Here is a 21,421-nt window from a genome sequence, read left to right as displayed (position 1 = left end):
GCCCGGGACCGCCCCCGGGCACGGCTCGTCGTGGTCGCCGCGTCGGCCGTCAGCGGTTGCCGACGGTGATGATGCCGATCGGCCTGGCGCCGGTGAGGTTGTCGTAGACGACGTCACCGGTGGACTTCTTCCAGATCTTGATGCGGAAGGTGTCCGGGCCGTCGGTGGCGGTGATTCGGAAGCCGTAGCCGCCGGTGCCGTCGACCGTGCCGGAGCCCTGGTACACGGCCCGGGATCCGGTGACCGCCAGCCAGTCGGAGTCGGTCGAGCGGAACTTCAGCCTGGCCGGGCCGAATTCGAAGTACGCCATTCCTGCGGGGACCGTGGCTCCCCTCGTGTAGTACGCGGTGAAGGAGAAGGACGCCCTGCCGGTCAGTTCGGGTCTGGCGGGACAGGCGCCCGCCGGTGAGGTGAAGATGCCGGTGCCGAGCGCGGGCCCGGCGGCGCGGTCGTAGACGATCAGCTCGGGGAGGGTCTTGCTGTCCGAGGCCGACTCGTCGTCGGTGACGGTGATCACCGGGCGGTGGATGCCTGCCCTGGCATAGGTGTGCTCGGCATGGCAGCTGGAGCCGGTGACGGTGCCGGGCCGCGGCTCGGTGCTGTCCTTCCAGTCGACCGCGCAGGTGTGGCTGTCACCTGTACCCGGGTCGGTGAACTCGGCCGTGACGACCGCGCGCCTGCCGACCGGCACCGGTGTCCGCGGACCCGCGGCGGAGGTGATGGCGGGCGCCGCGTCGGTCACCTCGACGGTTGCGGTGTCGCTGCTGCGGCCGCCGGTGAGGGTGACCGTGTAGGTGCCGTCGTCGGTGCAGGTGATCGCGGTCTGCGCCGCGCCGGAGTCGGCGAAGGCGCAGGGTGCTCCCCGCTCGACCGTCCACTTCGGGCTGCCGGCCCCGGAGACCGTGCCGTTCAGCCCGATCGCGTCGCCCTCTGTGCCGTCGGCGTCCGGGCCGGCGTGGACGATGGTCACCGGGTCGACACCGGTCAGGGTGGGGACGACCTTCTTGATCAGACCGTCGGAGTCGAACTCCAGCTTGTCGACGGTCGTTTCGCGATGGGTGCCGTCGCCGCCGGGGATGGCGAACCGGTGGTAGGCGATGTACCAGTCGTCGGTGTTCGGCACGTGGACGACCGAGTGATGGCCGGTGCCCTTGATGCCGAGGGAGAGATCCTTCTCCAGGATCACCCCGTGCTCGGTCCAGGGGCCGGTGGGGGAGGGGCCGGTGGCGTAGGCGACGCGGTAGTTCTCGTCCCGGGTGTCGTTCTCCGACCACATGAAGTAGTAGGTGCCGTGGCGCTTGATGACGAAGGAGCCCTCGTTGTAGCCGGCGGGGGTGATGTCGGTGACCTTCGAGGCGTCGAAGGAGACCATGTCGTCGTCGAGCGGGACCACGTATGCGTGGCCGTTGCCCCAGTAGAGGTACGACTGCCCGTCGTCGTCGGTGAACACGGCAGGGTCGATCATCTGACCGCTGTACTGGCCCGCCTTGAGCAGCGGCTTGCCCAGGACGTCCTTGAACGGGCCGGTCGGTGAGTCGGAGACCGCCACGCCGATGTTCGCGTCGGCGCAGAAGTAGAAGTAGTACTTCCCGTCCTTCTCGGCGATCGTCGGCGCCCAGGCCCTGCTGTCCGCCCAGCTGACGGCAGGTCCCAGGTCGAGGATGACGCCGTGGTCCGTCCAGTGGACGAGGTCGGTGGAGGAGTACGCCTTGAACTGGGTGCCGCTCCAGCCGTCGTAACCGTCGGTGGTCGGGTAGATGTAGAAGGTGTCGCCGAAACGCACGATGTTCGGGTCGGCGTTGAGCCCCGGCAGCACCGGACTCTTCATGATGAGAGCCGAGACCGTCCAGGTGCGCTTCTTGCCGTCGGAGCCCATCACCTCGTACGTCACCGGCTTGCTGAAATCCTGGACGCTGCCGGAGGCCGGGTTGATGGCGGCGCCGTGGGCGAGGGTGAACTCCGGTGCCAGAGAGGTGAGATCGGTGCCTTCGGTCATGGGCAGCGTGATCTTGCTGTCCGCGTCGTCGACGATGGCGTCGACCTTCAGACCTGACTGTGTCGCCTTGGCGATACCGGCCGTGTTGCCGCTGAGCTCCATCACCTCGGCGGCCGAAAGGGCCCGGTCGTAGATGCGGAAGTCGTCGACCTCGCCGCCGAAGTACGGGTCGGCCGAGTACAGGGAACGGCCGATGTACCCGGTGTAGTCCTTGTCGGCGTCGTACAGCTGGGACGGCTTGATGGTGGTCGTCGTGCGGGCGACCTGGATGCCGTCGACGTAGAGGACCATCGTGCCGGTCGAGCCGTCGAGGGTGACGGTGACGTGCCGCCACTCGCCGGGCGTGAGCCGCGAGCCGGCCGTCAGCTTCGACTCCGCCGACCAACTCGCCGTGGTGATGGCTGAGTAGAGGCTGGAGCCACCGTTGGACGGGGTGGCGAAGAGGTACTTGTCGCTGTCGGGGCCCAGCCCGAACAGCCACTGGAAGTTGTCGCCGCCCTTCCACTTGGCGTACGTCGACACGGTCACGCTGTCGGCGTTCTTGAGCACGCCGTTCGGGATCTTCACGTACGGCGAACTGGTGGCGTCCCCGGACATCTTGAAGGAGCCGCCCTTGACACCCGTACCGAACCCGGGCGTGCGGACGTACGTGCCGTGGTAGCCGTGGCCGCTGGAGTCGACGGCGATGTTGCCGGACGTCTCGTCGAAGCCGTAGTGCAGGAGCAGGTCGGCCGGGACGTCGGGGCCCTCCTCCGACACGGTGACCTCGGCCCGGACCGGGATCGCGGCGCCGTCCGGCAGGCTGCCGGTCACGGTGAAGGTCCCGGTCTGCGCGTATGCCGAGGCCGGGACGTCGTCCCAGGTGACGGCCACGGGCCGGTCGACCCCGTCGGCGTACCTGGCGATCACGGTGGCCGGCAGGACCGGAGCCTGGCCGGTCTTCGTCCTCACCTTCACGCTCTCGACGCTGTCCACCGACTGGTCGGGCTGGTAGGCGCGCAGCAGCCGGTCGTACTCGGCCTGGGTGACGGGCAGGACGGTGCCGTGGCGGGGCCTGGCCGGCAGGTCGTAGCCGGTCGACGGTGTCCAGTTGCCGGAGTCGAGGTCCGTGGTCTCGAACGGGATGTAGCCGCGGCCCCCGAACTCGTCCAGGAACGCGTACCACTTCTCCTCGGTGTTGGACTTGAACACCAGCGGACCCTCGGCCGCGCTCATCGTGCCCTTGCCGATGCCCTCGGCGACCGCGTCCCAGGACGGGGCGAGGATGGAGTCGCTCTTCTCCTCGAAGATGAACTTGCTGTCGGGCGTGGAGGAGGTGTTGTTCCGCTCGTCCTTGGACAGGCGATAGTACGTCCCGTCGTGCTGGATCATCGTGGAGTCGATGACCGACCAGCCGCGGTCGATCCACACCTTGGGCTCGCTGAAGGTGTAGAAGTCACGGGTGGTCGCATACATCATCCGGTTGTACGTGTCGCCCGAGTGCGCCTCGTTGTCGTACAGCTTGGACGCCCAGAAGACCACGTACTCGCCGAGCTCGGTGTCGTAGAAGGCCTCCGGTGCCCAGGTGTTGCCGGCGCTGTCGGGCGAGACCTTCACCAGCCGCTGGTTCGTCCAGTGGACGAGGTCGGTGGACTCCCAGACCATGATGGACTTGCTGCCGGTGCGCTGGGCGGCGTCCCAGTCGCCGTTGCCGTAGATCCTGAGGTCGGTGGCGATCTGGTAGAACTTGTCGCCCTCGGGGGAGCGGATGATGAACGGGTCGCGCAGGCCCTGCTCGCCGAGAGTGGAGGTGAGGACCGGCTTGCCGTCGTTCAACTCCCGCCAGTGCAAAGGGTCGTTGCCCTTGCTGAGGGCGGCGTGGAGCTGTTCGCCGTCGGCGGTGCCCTCGCCGGTGAAGTAGCTGAACACATAGCCCTTGAGGGCTTCCCCGGCGGGGAGTTCGGGCACCTGGGCGGTCAGGACGCGGGTCGCGCTCGCCTCGCCCTTGGTGACCGTCGCGGTCAGGTCGACGGTGGTGGCGCCGGCGCCGTGCGCGGGGCGGTGGACCACTCCGTCGGCGGAGATGACGTCCGGGGCGGCGGAGGACCAGGTGATGGTCGTGCCGTGGGCGCCGTCGGCGGGGAGGGTGAGGTTGCCGCGGACGTCGTCGAGGTTGTGGACGGTCAGCGCGTCGGCGGCCCGGCGGGTGGCGGTGGCGTCGTCGAAGGCGGCGAGAACGGTCACGTCGAAGGTCCTGGTGTCGGTGACCGTGCCCTTCTTCAGGGTGGCCGTGAGCGTGGTGTGGCCGTCGGGTGAACCGGCGGCGGGACGGGTCACCTTGCCGCTGTCCGAGACGACGGCGGGGTTGTCGCTGGACCAGCTGATGGCGGAGCCGCCCGCGGTGCCGGTCTTCGGCAGGTCCAGGTCGGCGGTCACGGTGCTGGTGTCACCGAGGCTCAGGGCCGCCTTGTCGTCGGCGACGCCCTGGGTGGCGACGGGGAGGGCGAGCTGCTCGACCTCGGAGCCGGCGAGCGCCCGGTCGTACACCCGGAAGTCGCGGATCCTGCCCTTGAAGAGCTTGTCGCCGGAGTAGACCGACCTGCCGATGTAGTTGGCGGTGGTGGTGCCGGAGCCGATGGCTCCGGGGGTGATGGTGACCGACGAGTTGCGGCCGACCTCCACACCGTCCTCGTAGAGCACTCCGGTGGTGCCGGACTGGGTGTAGGTGACGTGCTTCCACACCGAACGGCTCAGATTGTGCGCGTCGGCGGGCTTGGTGGTCTGCTCCGTGGACCAGTTGCCGGTCGCGACCGAGGTCCGAAAGCCGTTGCCCGTGGTGAACAGGTAGCCGTTCCCGCTGCTGCCGCTGGAGTTGCCGAAGCCGTAGACGAAGTACGGCGTGGTCTGGGCGGAATCGATCAGCACGTCCATCGAGACGGTGATCGCGTCCATGCCCTTCAGGATGTCGTCCGGCACCTTGATGTAGGTGTCGGACCCGTTGAAGGCGAGCCCCTGACCGGTGCCGGACCAGTCGGCGGTGCCGCTGACCGTGCCGTCCCGGCCGTTGCCGGAGGCGTCGGTGACGGCACTGCCGGAGGCGGCGTCGAGCTTGTACCAGAGGGCGAGACCGTCGGTGATGTCCGCGTTCTCCGCCGCCTGTGCGGGGGCGGCGGGCCCGGCCAGGCCGAGGAGCAGTGACGCGGTGGTCAGTCCGGCGAGACGGCCCGCCCAACGTCTCGCGCGACCGCGTGGACGTGCGTTGTACGTCATGTCGATTTTCCCTGCTGAGACATGTGACATGGCTTGGGACATGGCTTGGGGCATGGCTGATGAGGGAGCCGCGGGCGCCCTGCTGTTACGGCTGTGTGACGTCGTGTTGCGTGAGTGTCAGTCGGCGTCCGGTGCAGCGTCAAGAGGTTTCGAACAATGTCCGACACCTCGAACAACTCCCAACGCCGGGACCACGGCGCTGTGTTGGAGTACGGGGTTCCGCTCAGGCGCCGTGGTGGACGAACGCCGCCCACAGTTCGGGGTGGTCCGGATAGCGGTGGCGGGCCTCGGCCACCGCCCGGTGAAGGGCACCGGGTACGCGGGACGGGAGCAGTCGGCCGTCCTCGGTCGCGTGGGCGTAGAAGCTGTCGGCCAGCCGGGCCGAGGCGGTGTCCGGCACGCTCCACAGGCTGCCGATCACCTGCGGGTAGCCGGCGATCTGGAAGCCCGAAGCCAGGTGCACCGACTCGTCCGCGAGACCGATCCGCGTCTCGCTCGTGCCGCAGGCGGACAGATAGGCGAGCGTCACATCCTGCAGATCGAGACCGGCCACCGCCGCCACCGTCAGCGCCACGCCGTCGGCCAGCAGGACTCCGTTGCCCGCGGGGGACACCGCGTCGCCGACCCCGTGGCAGGCGAAGTGCGCCACCGGGCGTCGGGGCAGTGCGCGCAGCACAGTCTCCCGGTCGGCCCCGGTCGCGCTCAGCACCCTCGTTCCGGACAGCCTGCGTCCGACCGTCTCCGCCTCCCGGAGCGCAGCCGGCAGCGGACTGTGCCGACCCGGATCCGGTACGGCGACCACCAGCGCCTCCCCCAGCCCGGCAGCGGAGCCCGCCGGCCGCGAGCGCGCGTACCCCAGGGCCCGCAGAGTCGGGGTGTACGACGACACCACCCGGTCGAGGACGGAGCAGGCCGACCCTTCCTGCCCGTACCGCCCGGCCGCGTGCAGGGGCAGCAGGGCCAGTGGCCCCGTGGGGCACCACCACAGGCGGGAACCGGGTGCCGGGTCGAGAGCCGTGAGCACCGGCTCGGCGACCGCTTCCCACAGCCAGGAGAGCAGCCCCATGAGGTCCTGGTGGTCCATCGGCTCGCCCCGGTCCAGGGGTTCGCGCAGGCGGGCCGCCCAGTGGTGGGCGATGCCGAAGGTGAGCCCGGGCAGGGGTACGACGCCGACTGTGCCGGGCCCGCTTCCGGAGCCGACGATCAGGGCATGGCCCCCGGACGGACCGTCGACGACCATGACGACCGGGCCGTCCGCCGCCTCCAGCAGGTCCGGGAGTTCGGGGGGCCGTAGGAAGTCCGCGTGGCCCGGGGTGCGCCGGATGCGCTCCAGCAGATCGTTCCAGTGCGTGACCAGCGTCCGGCGCTCCTCCGCCGCGGCCAGGATCCGCAGCCCGTCCCCCGGCGGCTCGGCGGGTTCCGCCATCAGGGCGCGCAGCCGTACGAACTCCGTCGCCAGCGGCGGCGGCAGCGACACCGGGGCACCCCTGGCCTCGATGATCTCGCCGAGCAGCAGGCCCCGGGTGCGTTCGAGGAGCTCCACCGCACGGCCGGGCCGGCCGGCGGCGAGGGCCGCGGCCACCGCCTCCTGCGGCAGACCGGGATGCCGTTCCAGGCCGTGCTCCCGGCCGACGCGCGCCAGATGCCGGGGCGCGACGCAGGGCAGCAGGTCGACGGCCTGCTCGACGGCGGCCAGCGCGGCGCCAGGGTCGCCCAGCGCCGTGTGGAGCCGGGACAGGGCACGGGCAGACTCCAGCCGGTCTTGCGGCGGGGAGGCGGCCGCTGCCGCTCCTTTCGCCAGCACGGCGGTCGCCTCTGTGAGGTGCGGCGCGGACGTGTGGGAGGGCGGGGCGGTCAGTGCCGAGCCCAGGGTCAGGGCGAGTCCGGCCTGTGCCGGGTGGCCGGGTGGGACGGACGCGAGGGCATGCCGGGTCAGGGAGACCGCCTCCCGCACGGCGGCCCCGGCCGCGTCGCCGTCGGCGGAGGCCAACAGCAGCAGGGCCCAGGCGAGTTCACCCGTGCGCCTGACCCGGTCCGGGGAGTCCGGCGGGGTGTGGTCCAGGGCACGGCGGGCGGCCGCGGCCAGTTCCCGCAGTACGTCCCGGTCGCCGCCGGTCACCGCGCTCAGATCGCGCAGCGCCGCGCACAGCGAGCCCAGATAGAGCGGGAGGCGCGGGTCGTCACCCGCGACACGCACCGCCTCCCGGGCCGCCTCCACCGCCTCCCGCAGGTGGGCGGGGTCGCGATCGAGCCCGTACCTCGCGTGCAGGGCGATGCTCAGGTTGTTGAGACACGGGCCGCGCTGCGCGCCGTCGGTGGGCCCCTCGTCCAGGGCCGTTCGCGCCGCCCGGACCGCGTCGTCGACCGGACCGGGCTCCCGGGTGTGGTCGTACAGCGTCACCAGGGTTTCCACGAGCACCGAACTGCAGCCGCCACGGTCCGGATGGGCCGGCGGCAGCGCGTCGAGGGCACGTCGGACGGAGACCACGCAGGCGCGCAGCGAGTCGACGTCGCCGGTGAGGCGGAAGAGCGCCGCCTGATGCAGCGACAGGTTGTGGAGGTGACTGGGCCGGTCGATGTGGTGCGGCGGGGTGCCGGCGACGGCCTCTTCGCCGGCGGCCACGGCCCGGCGCGCCCATTGCGGCTCGCCGGTGCGTTCGGCGATACGGCTCAGCGTGGCGGAGGTCATGTTGAGAAAGGCGGGGCGATGCGGGTCGCCGGGGGCCGTGGCGGCCAGGGCCCGTTCCTCCAGCGCCAGTGCTTCGTGGGCGTCGGCGAGTCGGCCGCGGGCGAGGTAGCGGGTGAGGAGGGCGCCGGCCGCGGACACCAGGTGCATCGGGTTGTCCGAGGCGTCGGCCGCCGCACGGGCGAGGGCACAGGACTCCTCCAGCGCGTCGAGGTCGCGGGTGGCGTCGTAGCGGGCCCGCAGATGCGTTGCCAGGTTGTGCTGGAAGCGGGGGCGGGCCGGGTCGCCGGCCGGGACACACTCCAGCGCCCCCCGTTCGGCGGTGACCGCCGCGTCGAGCAGCCCCGGATCGGGACGGAACTGGTGGAGGCGGTGCAGTACCGCGGCCAGATTGGACAGGCAGCCCGCCCGCGCCGGACTTCCGGGCGGGCTCAGGGTCACCGCGGTACGGCCGTGCCCGGCCGCCTCGTCGAGCAGGGCGAGTTCGGTCGTCGTCTCGAAGAGGGCGGTGAGCGCGGCGCACAGGTTGCGGTGCGGTTCGAGGGGGTCGGGGTGCGGGCCACGCGCCGCCGTCCGCCCCAGCGTGACCGCCTCGGCCAGCGCATCCGCGTCGCCCGTCAGCCGCCAGCGGTGGTACAGGTGCGAGGCCAGTGAGCTGTCCAGAACCGCCCGCAGCCGCGGATCGTGCACCGGCTCGGCGAGCGCCTCCCGCACCGCCCGGACGGCCTCCCCCAGCGCCTCGGCGCCGCCCGCACCGCTGTCGAAGCGCGCCCGCGCCTCGTACCCCTGTTGAGCCAGAGCGAGCGCCCGCCGCAGCGGGGCGGGCAGGTCGCCGACGCCTTTGCGCACCACGTGGTCTCCAGTGGCAGGTCTGCTCGCCTTCCCCCCGAAGCGAAGGCAGGGAGAGGAGTCTACAAACCAAGTGGGGCCGTTGGACCCCCTCCGTCACCGGTGCAGGGACCGTTCGGCCCTATCGGCCCCGGGTACCCCTCCGACGATCATGAGGCGGCGGCCGGGACGGCCAGAACGGCCGGGTCCGTACCTGCACCACGGCATTTCGCGGCTCGCCTCCACAAGGCACAAAAGGAGGGCGTCGTCCGGTGGGCGATACGCAAGAACAGCAGGTGGAGACCGTGCGGTCGAGGAGCGCGGCGGCCCCCGTGGCCGCGGTGACACCGGGGCGGACTGACCAGCCGGCCGGCGGGCGGCCCGCGTGGACGGAGTGGCTGACCACCACCGACCACAAGAAGATCGGGACGATGTACCTGGTCACCGCGTTCGTATTCTTCATCGTCGGCGGTGTGATGGCATTGCTGATGCGTGCCGAACTGGCGCGCCCCGGCCTGCAGATCATGTCGAGCGAGCAGTTCAACCAGGCGTTCACCATGCACGGCTCGATCATGCTGCTGATGTTCGCCATGCCGCTGTTCACGGGCTTCGCGAACTGGATCATGCCGCTGCAGATCGGCGCGCCCGACGTCGCCTTCCCGCGCCTGAACATGCTCGCCTACTGGCTCTTCCTGTTCGGCTCGTCGATCGCGGCGTTCGGCTTCCTCACCCCGGGCGGAGCGGCCGACTTCGGGTGGTTCCTGTACGCGCCGCTGTCGGACGCCGTGCACTCGCCGGGCCTCGGCGCCGACCTGTGGATCATGGGTGTCGCCCTGTCCGGGTTCGGATCGATCGCGGGTGCGGTCAACTTCATCACCACGATCGTCTGTATGCGCGCACCCGGCATGACCATGTTCCGCATGCCGATCTTCGTATGGAACGTCCTGCTGACGGCACTTCTGATCCTGATCGTGTTCCCGGTCCTGGCCGCGGCCCTGTTCGCGCTCGAATGCGACCGCAAGTTCGGCAGCCACGTCTTCGACTCGGCCAACGGCGGCGCGCTGCTGTGGCAGCACCTGTTCTGGTTCTTCGGACATCCCGAGGTGTACATCCTGGCGTTGCCGTTCTTCGGCATCGTCTCCGAGGTGATCCCGGTCTTCTCCCGCAAGCCGATGTTCGGCTACATGGGCCTGATCGCCGCGACCATCGCGATCGCGGGTCTGTCGGTGACGGTGTGGGCGCACCACATGTACGTCACGGGCGGGGTGCTGCTGCCGTTCTTCTCCTTCATGACCTTCCTCATAGCCGTGCCGACCGGAGTGAAGTTCTTCAACTGGATCGGCACCATGTGGAAGGGGTCGCTCTCGTTCGAGACCCCGATGCTGTGGACCACGGGCTTCCTGATCACGTTCGTCTTCGGCGGCCTGACGGGCGTCATTCTGGCCTCACCCCCGATGGACTTCCACCTCTCCGACTCGTACTTCGTCGTCGCGCACTTCCACTACACGGTCTTCGGCACCGTCGTGTACGCGATGTTCGCCGGATTCCACTTCTGGTGGCCGAAGTTCACCGGCAAGATGCTCGACGAGCGCCTCGGAAAGATCACCTTCTGGACCCTCACCATCGGCTTCCACCTCACCTTCCTGGTCCAGCACTGGCTGGGCGCCGAGGGCATGCCCCGCCGCTACGCCGACTACCTCGCCGCCGACGGCTTCACCGCCCTCAACACCCTGTCCACGATGGGGGCGTTCCTGCTGGGCCTGTCGATCCTGCCGTTCTTCTACAACGTCTGGAAGACCGCGAAGTACGGCAAGAAGGTCGAGGTCGACGACCCGTGGGGCTACGGCCGTTCACTGGAGTGGGCCACGTCCTGCCCGCCGCCGCGCCACAACTTCGTGCAGCTCCCGCGCATTCGCAGCGAGTCCCCGGCGTTCGACCTGCACCATCCGGAGATCGCCGCGCTCGAGGCGGCGAAGTAGACCATGCCCCAAGCCGTTCTCGCCCTCGGATGCGCGGCCACGACAGTGTCCGGCTGCGTCTGGTACCTGCCGGCGCTCGCGGACCTGCGCGCGGGGGCCGACCGGCCCGCGTCCCGGCGCAGCGCCGCGGCGGCCTGTCTCAGTGGCTGGAGCACGACCGGGTTCATCGCGGTCCTGCTGCTCCTCGCCGAGACGTGGTGGATCCCCTCCGCCGCCGCGGTGCTGGGCGGCGCTGCCACGGCGGGCCTCCGGATCCGCGCGGCCGTGCAACGGCGGCGGGAGAGACATGAGGCCGCCCGCCACTGGGCGGAGCTGCGCCACGATCAGCCCGTACCCGACCCCGGGCGTGCCCGAAAGGTCATCGCCGCCGTCATCGGCCTGGGGCTGACCGCCGCGGCGGTCCTCGCGGGCCTCTGGGCCGTCGTGGGGTCCGACGACGGAACGGACTGGGTGGCGGTGTCCTCCGTCTCCTCCGCGATCGTCGGGTTGTCCCTCACCATCGCGGTCGCGTACATGCGACGCAGGAGACTCTCCGGTCCTGGCCAGGCCATGTAGGCGGCTCCGGGGCCCGGGCGCGGACGACGGCCCGCCCGGGCCCCGGAGCCGGCGTCCGGCATCTTGGAGGCTCTAGGGGCGAGGGTGCCTCGACCGGGGCCGGATCATGTCGCCCACCAGTGACGAGGCCTCCACCACCGCGTCCGCCACCGTGCCCCAGCTTGTCAGGGGGCGCAGTACGGCGGCACCGACGCTCCCGAGCGCGGAAACGGGCGCTGCCGCCCAGCGGGTCACGTCGCGGGACAGGGCGGGGGAGAGCTCGATGGTCACTCGGACGTATCGGGTGTGCAGATGGGTGACCTTGGCCGGACGGGACGGCGCGGCCTGCGGTTCGCGCTGCAATGCGGCCCGGTAGGTGTCCTTGCGCTGATTCATCGCGGGTCCTGACGCTTGATGAGCTCGTTTGCGAGGTCCATGTAGGCCGAGCCTTTGACCTGGACCGGGCTGCCGAATGACTGGGCGTACAAGTCGAGTCGCGGAATATGGGTCGACAACACGTCGAAGCCGCGCTCGGTGAGGGCCTCGCGGGCATCGGCATCGGGACCGGTGCGCGTGGCGTCCGGACGATTCGTGCGGTTCAGCAGGACGGCGGCGCGGGCCGGCTGGGCACGCAAGGACTGCATGTCGCCCATCTCGCCGCCGATGGGCGCCATGCGATCGAGCTCGATGGGAGCCGGCGTCACCGGTACGATCCACTCGCTCGCGTACCGCATGATGCTCCGGGCGATGTGCGCGTGGTCCTCGAGTTGCGGGGCGTCGAACACCACGGCTTTCCGGTTCCCGAGGAAGTCGTTCACCCGGCGGTGCACGTCACCCACCGGAAGGGCGACCACCGGAAACGGGAAGCCGCCTGCCAGTTCGCTCCAGCGCAGTGCGGAGGAGGCGGGGTCACTGTCCACCAGCAACGGTGGGTTCCCCGACTCGTGAAGTGCGTGAGCCAACCAGACCGCGCTGGTCGTCTTCCCCACTCCGGGCTTCAGGTTCACAAAGGCGTAGCTGAGCAACACGAGAGTCGACGCTAGTCGTCGCGAGGGGCATGCCGCCGTCGGCGCGATGCTCCGAGTCCCGACGTTCACCCTGCGGCGCCGTCAACTCATTCGTATGGGCTACGTCTACGCGCCGGGGGTGCGGAAGGCGACCTGCCGGCGGGCGGCCTCGTCGATCTCGTCGAGGGTGAGGAGAGGGGTGGCCCGGGTGCGGAGCGCGCCGCTGGCCTTGACGGCGAGGCTGACGGCGGCCATGGAGACCGGGTCGGGGAGGTCGATGATGATGACGACGTCGTCCTCCCCGAAGGCGTAGTACATGGCCTCGACCTCGCCACCGAGGTCGGTGACGACCTGGTCGACGGCGGCCCGGCGGCCACTCGCGCCCTCCCTGAGCAGCCCCATGGTGCCCTCGGGTGTGTAGGTGGCCTGGATGAGGAACTTCGGCATCGGGACGCTCCCTGCCATCGGTTGTCGGGTGTGCAGGATGGCTTTCCCCCTCCCGCGACGGCCGTCCCCCACCGAATCGCCGGATTCACTCGTTGGAAGCTGAACCTCTTTCCGGCAGGAAATTGTCACGTGATCCCGGGACCGTACACGCGTTACCGAATCGGCGTGACCGAGTCGGCGTGACCGGATATTGGTGACTTGGGAGTTCGGCGCGACCGACGGAGGATCTCTTTTCAGAAAGCGATCGCGGTCGCGAGCCGTCCCCGAGTAAAGGACACCCATTCATGGTCTCTCGAATTACCCGACTCCGGGTCAGGGACATATCCCGGACCTCTGCCGTGTCAACCTCCTGGAATTCCTGATGAGTTCCACGGAATCCGCTCCGGCGATCCTCCCGTCGGCCGCGGTTCCCGCCTCCGCCGACGTCGTCGAGGAACTCCTCGCCTGGGCGGTGCCCGGCAAGCCCGCGGAGTTCCCCTACAGCAGGGTTCTCGGGCACCTGCGGTCGGTCGGCAAGCACTTCCTGGCGACCGAACTCCTCGACCTGCTCAGTGAGGTTCGCGACCGGCTGCCCACGTCCGAGGGCCAGGACGGACCGTCCTTCCTGCGCAGGTTCCTCGACGTCGTCCTCGACAAGCACGACGACCGCTACGACTACCCCAGTTACACCGCCCTGTGCCTGCTGCACCGGCCCGCCGCGGCCGACTGGCGCGAGGCGCTCCGGTCACGCGACGAGGTGCTGCTGTTCCTCCTCGCCGATCTGATCCGGTTCGAGCAGCGGGCGTTGTCCGACACCCCGGGCGCCCCGCACGACATGCCACCGTCGCCCGAACTCGTGGCCAAGCGGGCCAGGTTGGCCGTACGGGCGATGGAGCCCGCCGCCCTGCGCGCGCTGCCCGCGGGAGTCGTGGACGCCGCGGCGATCGCCGCCGTCCCGGGCCGTACCCCCGGCGGCCCGCTGGCGGCGGAGATCCTGCGCACCGCCACGCCGGAACAGGCCCTGATGCTGACGGCGAGTGTGCAGCCGGTGTACGTCCTGCACGACGAGTACCTGTTCCTGCGCACCCTCCAGGCGTTCGAGACGACGTTCACCTTCATGTCGTCCGCCCTGGCCACGGCGGTACGGCGGCTCGACGGGAACCGGCCGGCGGAGGCCGCGGAACTCGTCGGCGCCGTGGCCGAGGTGCTCAAGGAATCCCTGCCCCTGTTCTCCCTGCTGGCGACCATGCGGCCCGAGGCCTTCCGGATCTTCCGGGAATTCACCGAGGGGGCGAGCGCCATCCAGTCGGCCGGTTACAAGACCTTCGAGTCGCTGTGCTCCACGCCGAGCCTCGCCCGGCTCGCCTCGTCCGCCTACACCTCCGTACCCCGGGTCCGCGAGCGGGTGATGAACGGACAGGCCACCGTCCAGGGCACCTGGCACGCCCTGATCGCCGCGCACGGCCCGGACGCCGCGGACGACGCGGCACTCAGGGCGGCGGCCGACCGGCTGGAATCCGTGCACCAGCGGTGGAAGCAGACCCACTACCGGCTGGCCGTACGGATGATCGGCGAACGCTCCGGCACCGGATACACCCAGGGCGTGCCCTACCTCGCGGCGGTCCTCGACAACCGGCTGTTCCCGGCCCCGGACCGGCACGGCGCCCTGGTCGGCTGAGCCGCACGCTCCCGCCGCGCGGCCCACTCCCTCCCACGCACGTCCCGCTCCCGCCCACGCACCCCCGTCCGGAGGCGTCCACCACGATGAGCAAGCGAGCGCAGACCGGCAGGCCCGGAAGGGCCCGCCGGACGATGAACCCCGGAGAGAACAACCGCCTCTTCGCGTACGAGTACGACCGGGGCAGCAACTACGAAGAGGACACCCGGCTCACCGCCGCCCTGTCGGCACTGCTGCCGGAGGACGGGCTCGTCCACCCGGACCAGCGGCTGTTCCAGACGGTGCACCTGATCACCGAGTACGCCTGGTGCGAGATGCACTACGAGATGCGCCGTGCGGCCGCGGGGCTGCGCGGGCGCGACTACCTCCTCGCCGCCCAACTGCTGGAACGGGCGGCCGCGATGGGAGACGTCGCTGTCCGGTCGCTCCAGGTGCTCGTGGACTTCCTGCCGCAGGAGAGCCTGCTGCGGATGCGCGAGACCTTCCCGGAGAACACCACCGGTCTCGACTCGCCCGGCGCCCGCAACCTGCGTCGCGCGGCCGTCGCGCTGTGGCAGGAGACGGAGGCCGCCGTCGCCCGCGAGGGGGGCGACGTGCGGGGGCTCATCGAGGCGCAGGGCCGCGGGGCACCGCCGGCCCGCGAGGACCGGGCCCCCGACCTCGCCCTCGTACGGCAGGCGCTGCTCAGGCTGGACGGGGCGGTCGCCGCGTGGAAGCACCACCACCTGCGTCTGGTGTGGTCCCAGCTCGGCGGCCACCCCGAGACCGCTCCGGCCGACGGCCCGTCCGCCGCGACGGACACCCGCGAGGACCTGCCCAAGAGCCTGCGCGGCCATTCCACGGCGGGCGTACGCGCCATGGCCGAACGCAGCCTTTTCCCGCGGCTGTGGGACTCCGTGGACGACACCTACCGGGCGTTCGTGCCCGACGAGCAGACAACCGCCTGAGCGCACGAGCGCCGGTCCCGCGCGGGACGCGGCCGAGACGAAGAACGGAAGGACACGACTGCCGTGACGGCGACCGAATCCGCGACACGCGGCACCGACGAGCTCACCGCACTGGTGCGCCAGGCCTGGGCCGGCGCGCTCGGCCACGACGAATTCACCGACGAGGACCACTTCTTCCAGGTCGGCGGGCACTCCCTGGGCGCCCTCCAGGTGGTCAGGGACCTCGGCGCGGCCCTGGGCCGCCGGATCTCCGTGCGGGTCCTCTTCCGCAACCCCACAGTGAGCGGGCTGGGGCAGGCGCTTGCGGTCGATGCCCCGGAGGAGCGCTCGTGAGCGGCCACGCGGACGGGCTGCCGGTCTCGGCCGCCCAGACGGAGATCTGGCTCGCGGACCGCTGCGAGCCGGAGTCGGGCCGCTACAACGTGCCGGTGGCCCTGGAGTTCCTCGGCGACCTCGACCTGGCCGCCCTGCGGCCGGCCCTCGGCGACCTGCTCGCCCGGCGGCCCGCGCTGGCCGGGCGATTCGACGCCGAGGACGGTGAACTCCGCTTCCGCCCGGAGCCGACGGCACCGGTCCCGCTCGGCGTCGTACGACGACCCGGCTCGTGCCGCTCCGACGACGCGATCGAGGAGGCCGTGCGGGCGGCGCAGCGCCCCCTGGACCCGGGCAGCGCGCCCCTGCTGCGCGCCGAGGTGCTGCATCACGACGACGGCGCCCTGGTCGTTCTGACGGTGCACCACATCGTCGCCGACGGACGCACCTTGGACCTCGTCGCGGCCGACCTGCTCGCCGCCTACCGAGCCCATGCCTCCGGGGCCGCCGTCGCCGTCGCTCCCGTCGAGCTGTCGCCGCCCGCCACCGAGGACGCCGAGCGCCTGCCGACCGCGTACTGGCAGGAACTGCTCGCCGACGAACCCGTCACCCTCGGACCGCTGCCCGACCTCGTACGCGCCGAGGACCGGCTGCGGGGCACGGCCGGATGGGCCGAGCGCACCCTGTCCGCAGAACGCGTCGCCGCCGTACGGGACATCGCCGTCCGGCACGCCGTGTCGCCCGCCACCGTGCTGCTGGCCGCGTGGAGCCTGCTGCTGCACGCCTGGTCCGGCGAGCGGGACGGCGTCCTCGGCATGCCGTTCGCCGGCCGCGGCGAGCCCGGCACCGAGGACGCCGTGGGCCTGTTCACCCGGGTGCTCCCGGTCCGCAGCCGCATGGTCCCCGACGAGGAGTTCGGCGAGCACGCGCGGCGCCTGGGCGAACAGGTGCTGGACTCCATGGAGGCGCTCGCCGCCGGTGGACCGCCGCCCCCGGCGACCGCACCGGCGTACCGCGCGGTGTTCCTGCACCAGCCCCGCACCGACGCCGTCCAAGCGGTGCCCGGAGCCACCGTGCGCGTGGTGCACCTGGACACCGCCTCGGCCAAGTACGACCTCGCCCTGGCCGCACTGGAACACTCCGACCGGCTGGTGCTGCGCATCGACTACGACACCGGCCTGTACACCGGAGCCTCCGCCGCGTTGATGGCCCGCCAGCTCGACACCCTGCTCGGGGCCGCCGAACACCCGGGTGCCCGCTGTGGGGAACTGCTTGCCGCGCTGGCCGAAGCACCCCGGCGCGACACCCCGGCTCCGCAGGCCGAGGACACCACCGCCGTGGCACCGAGCGTGCCCGAACTGGTCCTGCGCGAGGCCCGCCGCGCCCCCGACGCCGTCGCCGTGGTGCACGGCGGCCACAGCCTCACCTACCGCGCGCTGGTCGAGGAGGCGGCGCGCGCGGCGCACTGGCTCAGGTCCGAAGCCGGCGTCCGCGACGGCGACCTGGTCGCGCTGCTGCTGCGGCCCGGCGCGCACACGATCACCGCGATGCTGGCCGTCGCCATGGCCGGGGCGGCGTATCTGCCGCTCGACCCCGACCACCCCGACTCCCGGCTCAGGCTGGTCCTGGACGATGCCCGCCCCCGGGTGCTCATCGCCGAGTCGGCCGGGACCGGCGGGGTGCCGGAGGGCCTGCCCGTGCACACCACCCAGGACATCGCCGAGGCGGCCGCGGGACTGCCCGCCACGCCGCCCGCCGTGGGCATCCGCCCGGACAGCGTCTTCAATGTCCTGTACACCTCCGGCTCCACCGGCCGCCCCAAGGGTGTCCTGCTGCACCACGGCGGTGTGGTGCGCCTGATGCACCGGCCCGACTTCCTGCCCCTCGGACCCGACGACACCGTCTCCCACCTCTCCCCGCTCAACTTCGACGGTGCGACCTACGAGATCTGGGGCGCCCTCACGCACGGCGCCCGGCTGGCCGTACTGGACAAGGAACTCGTCCTCGACCCGCCCGCCCTGCGCACGGCCGTCCGCGACCTCGGCGTGACCACCCTGCTGGTCACCACCCCGCTGCTCAACCGCATCATCGAGGACGCGCCCGACCTGCTCCAGACACTGCGCAGGGTGTACTTCGGCGGCGAGCTGGTCTCGGTCCCGCACCTGCGCAAAGCACTGCGCTGGGCCCGCCCGGGCACCCTGCTGCACAGCTACGGCCCCACGGAGAACTCCTTCACCTCCACATGGTGCCCCGTCGAGGAGGTCCCCGAGGCGGCCCGCACCCTGTCCATCGGCACCCCGGTCCCCGGCACCCGCGCCCACGTCGTCTTCGAGGACACCCTCGTGCCCGCGCCGCCGTACATGCCCGGCGAACTCGTCCTCGGCGGCTCCGGCGTGGCCCTCGGCTACCTCGGCGACCCCACCCGCACCGCCGAGCGGTTCTGGGCCGATCCGTTCGGCACCGAGCCGGGCGGCAGGCTCTACCGCACCGGAGACCGGGTGCGGTGGACCGCCGACGGCCGCCTGGAGTTCATCGGGAGGGCCGACAACCAGATCAAGATCCGGAGCCAGCGGGTCGAACTGGGCGAGGTCGAATCCGCCCTGCGCGCCCACCCGGACGTCACCGCCGCGTTCGTCACCAGCCGCCGCAACGACCGGGACGAGAAGGAGATCGTCGGCTACGCGGTACTCGCCCGGCCCGGCGCCCACCCGGAGGTCATGCGGCACCTGCGGGCGAGCCTGCCGACGTTCGCCGTCCCCTCCCACCTGCTCGTCCTCGACGAGCTCCCGCTCACCCCGAACGGCAAGATCGACCGGCGGCGCCTGCCCCGGCCCGAGGACACCCCGGCGCCCGTGCCGACCCGGCCCGTCACCCGCGATGCCACCGCGCCCGCACCGGACCTCCACCAGGCGGTCCACGGCGCCTGGAGCGAGGTGCTGGGCGAGCGTGCTTTCGGACCCGACGACAACTTCTTCGACGTGGGCGGCCACTCGCTCCTCCTGGTCCGGCTCCAGGCGGCACTGCGCCGCGCCACCGGGACCAGGCCCTCCATCGGCGACCTGCTGCGCCACACCACGGTCCGGTCGCAGACCCGGCTGCTCGGCGGTGACGAGAGCGGAACCCCGCGCCAGGCCGCCGCGCGCTTCACGGCAGGGCTCGGGTCCGGGTCCGGGTCGGACGATGACGCCGTCGCCGTCGTCGGCATGGGAGCCCGGTTCGCCGGCGCCGCCGACCTGGGCGCCTTCTGGGACAACCTGCGGGCCGGACGGGACTGCTTCTCCGAGGGCCCCGGACCGCTGATCACCGAACTGCCCGGCGGGCAGCGGCGCGTGGCGCGCTGGGGCATGACCGCCGAGGGCGCAGGCTACGACGCCGGCTTCCTCGGCTTCAGCGAGGACGACCTGCGCCACGGCGACCCCCAGCAGGGAGTGCTGCACGAGGTGCTGTGGTCGGCCGTGGAGGACGCCTCCCTGCGGCTGTCCGAGATCGCCTCCCGCACCAGCCTGTACGCCGGCTGCGCCAAGGTCCTCGACACCGACCCCGAGGCCCGGGTGGACGACGTCGTCAACGCCGACCCCACCTTCGTCGCCTCCCGCTTCGCCTACCTGCACGACCTGTGGGGCGAGGCCCTGCTCCTCGACACCGCCTGCTCCACGGGCCTGTACGCGGTCCACCTCGCCTGCCGCAGCCTGCTGACCGGCAGCAGCGACTACGCCCTCGCGGGTGCCGTCTCCCTCGACCCGGCCTCCGACGGCAGCTACCGCTACCGGCCCGGCTTCCTCTACGCCGACGACGGCATGTGCCGGCCCTTCGACCGGCGCGCGTCGGGAACGGTGGGCGGCTTCGGCGCCGGAGCCGTGCTGCTGCGCCGGCTCGCCGACGCCGAACGCGACGGGGACCCGGTGTACGCGGTGATCCGCGGAAGCGCGGTCAACAACGACGGCAAGGCCCGCATCGGCTACTCCGCGCCCGGAGTCGAAGGCCAGTCCCGTGTCATCCGCGACGCCCTGGCCGCCGCCGGTGTCAGCGGCGCCGACGTCGGCTTCGTCGAGGCCCACGGCACCGGAACCCGCCTCGGCGACGCCATCGAGATCACGGCCCTGGACGAGGCACTGGGGCAGACCGGACCGCCGGTCGCCGTCGGAGCGGTCAAGGCCTCGATCGGGCACTGCAACACCGCCGCCGGCATCGCCGGACTCATCAAGGCCGTACTCGCCGTCCACCACGGGCACCTGCCCGCCACTCCCAACGTCCGCGAGCCCATCGACGAACTCGCCGCGGGCGGCCGCCTGTCCCTGCTGAGCGAGGGCCGCGCCTGGACCGAGGAGACCGGACGGCCGCGCACGGCCGGTGTCAGCTCCTTCGGCGTGGGCGGCACCAACGCCCACGTGGTGGTGCAGCAGCACCGGGCCGCGTCGCCGGCAGCCCTCCTCCCGCAGCTCGAAAGGGCGTGACCTGTGGTGAACGGACCCATGACACCGACGGACGTCCCGCGCGTACTGGCCCTGTCCGCACGGGACCCCGAGTCCCTGGCCGAGATGCGCGCCCGTCTGGCCGCGTGGCTGGCGAACACGCCGGACGCCGACCTCGACGACGTCGCCCTGACCCTCCGGACCGGCCGCGAACGCTTCCCCTGCCGGGACGCCGTCACCGGCGGCACCGTCGCCGAAGCCGCCGCCCTGCTGGGCGAGCCGACCGCCACCACGGGCGCCTCGCCCGCGCGGGCACCCGGCGACGGACCCGTCCTGCTGCTCGACGGAGCGCCGGTCACCACGCCGCCCCCGGACCTCCCCGAGGTGGCCGACGCACTGCGCGTCGCGGAGCAGCACGGTGACTGCGCCGCGGCCCGTACCGTCGCCGTCCTCCACGGCGCGGTGGCCTGGCTGCGGGCCTGCGGCGTGACCCCGCGCGCGGTGCGCGGAACGGGACCCGGCGCCTTCGCCGCCGCGGCGGCGCGCGGTGACCTCACCCTGCCCGACGCACTGCGGGCCGCCGCCGCGGGCACCCCGGCCACCGACGAGGACCTTCCCGCGGAACACGCCGGCACACCCGTCGTCCGGATCGGCGCGCACCGGCCGGACGCGACCGACGCGCTCGCCCTCGACCCGGCCGACGGCACCTCCTACGCGTGGCTGCTCGCCGAACTCTGGCGGCACGGCTACGACGTCGACACCTCACTCGGCCGCCCCGGCCGCCGGGTCCGGCTGCCCGGCCACCCGCTGCGCCGCCGCGAACCGGGCGGTCCCGCACCGGCCGACGCGTCCGCCACGCGCCCGCTCACGCCGTACGAACAGCGCTGGCTGTTCTACGACCTGGTCCGGCACGGCTCCTCCGGGGACCACAACGTGGCCGTCGCGGCCGTGATACCGGGACCGCCGCCCGCACCCGGCGCCGTGAGCGACGCCTTCGCCGAACTCCAGCGCCGGCACCCGGCCCTGCGCACCGTCTTCAGCGAACCGGGCGGACGCTGGCAGGCCCGCACCCTGCCCACCTCGGACGCCCGGCCCGCCCACCTCGTCCCCGACCCGGACGGCGGGCCGGAGCTTCTGCGACAGGCGGTGCTGGACGCCGCACGGTCGCCGCTGCGCCTGCGCGACACGCCACTGGTGCGCTGCACCTTCCGCAGCGGCCCCGCCCACTGGGCGCTGGCCCTGGCCGTGTACGAGCCGCTCACCACCTCGCTCGACCCGCAGCACCTGCTCGACGAACTCGTCGGCCTGGCCGGCGCCGACGCCCTGCCTCCGGAACCCCAACTCGCCTGACAGAGATCGGAATCACG

The 21,421-nt window shown here is 71.9% G+C and carries 12 protein-coding genes; 7 read left to right on the top strand and 5 right to left on the bottom strand.

The window, feature by feature from the left end; all coding sequences use genetic code 11:
- Nucleotides 1-49: 49 nt before the first annotated feature.
- Both ACIPSA_RS25115 and ACIPSA_RS25110 read right to left on the bottom strand, forming a co-directional pair.
- Nucleotides 50-5,245, bottom strand: coding sequence for a family 43 glycosylhydrolase (locus tag ACIPSA_RS25115; RefSeq protein WP_402638222.1), 5,196 nt, complete (start codon nucleotides 5,243-5,245; stop codon nucleotides 50-52).
- A 223-nt stretch (nucleotides 5,246-5,468) separates the two neighbouring features.
- Complete coding sequence (locus ACIPSA_RS25110) at nucleotides 5,469-8,783, bottom strand: CHAT domain-containing protein (protein WP_402638221.1); 3,315 nt, start codon at nucleotides 8,781-8,783, stop codon at nucleotides 5,469-5,471.
- 308 nt (nucleotides 8,784-9,091) lie between these two features.
- Here ACIPSA_RS25110 and ctaD point away from each other — a divergent pair, with 308 nt between their 5' ends.
- Both ctaD and ACIPSA_RS25100 read left to right on the top strand, forming a co-directional pair.
- Nucleotides 9,092-10,738 (top strand): cytochrome c oxidase subunit I, encoded by a 1,647-nt coding sequence (gene ctaD / locus ACIPSA_RS25105; protein WP_402638575.1) that lies wholly within the window; start codon nucleotides 9,092-9,094, stop codon nucleotides 10,736-10,738.
- A 3-nt stretch (nucleotides 10,739-10,741) separates the two neighbouring features.
- Nucleotides 10,742-11,293, top strand: a complete 552-nt coding sequence (locus ACIPSA_RS25100; RefSeq protein ID WP_402638220.1) for a hypothetical protein — start codon at nucleotides 10,742-10,744, stop codon at nucleotides 11,291-11,293.
- A 72-nt stretch (nucleotides 11,294-11,365) separates the two neighbouring features.
- Here the strand turns inward: ACIPSA_RS25100 and ACIPSA_RS25095 are convergent, their stop codons facing one another.
- The 3 genes from ACIPSA_RS25095 to ACIPSA_RS25085 form a co-directional block, all read right to left on the bottom strand.
- Nucleotides 11,366-11,668, bottom strand: coding sequence for a hypothetical protein (locus ACIPSA_RS25095; protein WP_402638219.1), 303 nt, complete (start codon nucleotides 11,666-11,668; stop codon nucleotides 11,366-11,368).
- Complete coding sequence (locus tag ACIPSA_RS25090) at nucleotides 11,665-12,279, bottom strand: hypothetical protein (protein ID WP_402638573.1); 615 nt, start codon at nucleotides 12,277-12,279, stop codon at nucleotides 11,665-11,667. The genes ACIPSA_RS25095 and ACIPSA_RS25090 overlap by 4 nt, the downstream gene beginning before the upstream one ends.
- A 126-nt stretch (nucleotides 12,280-12,405) precedes the next feature.
- Nucleotides 12,406-12,726, bottom strand: coding sequence for a GYD domain-containing protein (locus ACIPSA_RS25085; RefSeq protein WP_402638218.1), 321 nt, complete (start codon nucleotides 12,724-12,726; stop codon nucleotides 12,406-12,408).
- A 361-nt stretch (nucleotides 12,727-13,087) separates the two neighbouring features.
- Here ACIPSA_RS25085 and ACIPSA_RS25080 point away from each other — a divergent pair, with 361 nt between their 5' ends.
- From ACIPSA_RS25080 to ACIPSA_RS25060, 5 genes are all read left to right on the top strand, one after another.
- The gene (locus ACIPSA_RS25080; protein WP_402638217.1) at nucleotides 13,088-14,383 is read left to right on the top strand and encodes a tryptophan 2,3-dioxygenase; all 1,296 of its coding nucleotides are present in this window, start codon (nucleotides 13,088-13,090) and stop codon (nucleotides 14,381-14,383) included.
- Between the two features lie 86 nt (nucleotides 14,384-14,469).
- Nucleotides 14,470-15,330: a hypothetical protein gene (locus ACIPSA_RS25075; RefSeq protein ID WP_402638216.1), complete on the top strand. Its 861-nt coding sequence runs from the start codon at nucleotides 14,470-14,472 to the stop codon at nucleotides 15,328-15,330.
- Between the two features lie 63 nt (nucleotides 15,331-15,393).
- Nucleotides 15,394-15,663 carry an acyl carrier protein gene (locus ACIPSA_RS25070; RefSeq protein WP_402638215.1) on the top strand — a complete coding sequence of 90 codons (270 nt, stop codon included), beginning with the start codon at nucleotides 15,394-15,396 and terminating at the stop codon, nucleotides 15,661-15,663.
- Nucleotides 15,660-20,096, top strand: a complete 4,437-nt coding sequence (locus ACIPSA_RS25065) for an amino acid adenylation domain-containing protein (protein WP_402638214.1) — start codon at nucleotides 15,660-15,662, stop codon at nucleotides 20,094-20,096. The genes ACIPSA_RS25070 and ACIPSA_RS25065 overlap by 4 nt, the downstream gene beginning before the upstream one ends.
- Before the next feature lie 18 nt (nucleotides 20,097-20,114).
- Nucleotides 20,115-21,404, top strand: coding sequence for a hypothetical protein (locus ACIPSA_RS25060; protein ID WP_402638213.1), 1,290 nt, complete (start codon nucleotides 20,115-20,117; stop codon nucleotides 21,402-21,404).
- Nucleotides 21,405-21,421: the final 17 nt, after the last annotated feature.

Origin of the sequence: Streptomyces sp. NPDC086549 (genome assembly GCF_044746205.1) — a bacterium.
In the GTDB taxonomy this organism is placed as follows: Bacteria; Actinomycetota; Actinomycetes; order Streptomycetales; family Streptomycetaceae; genus Streptomyces.
Note: the sequence above shows the minus strand (reverse complement) of the source record. Positions and strands in the feature narration are given on the sequence as shown.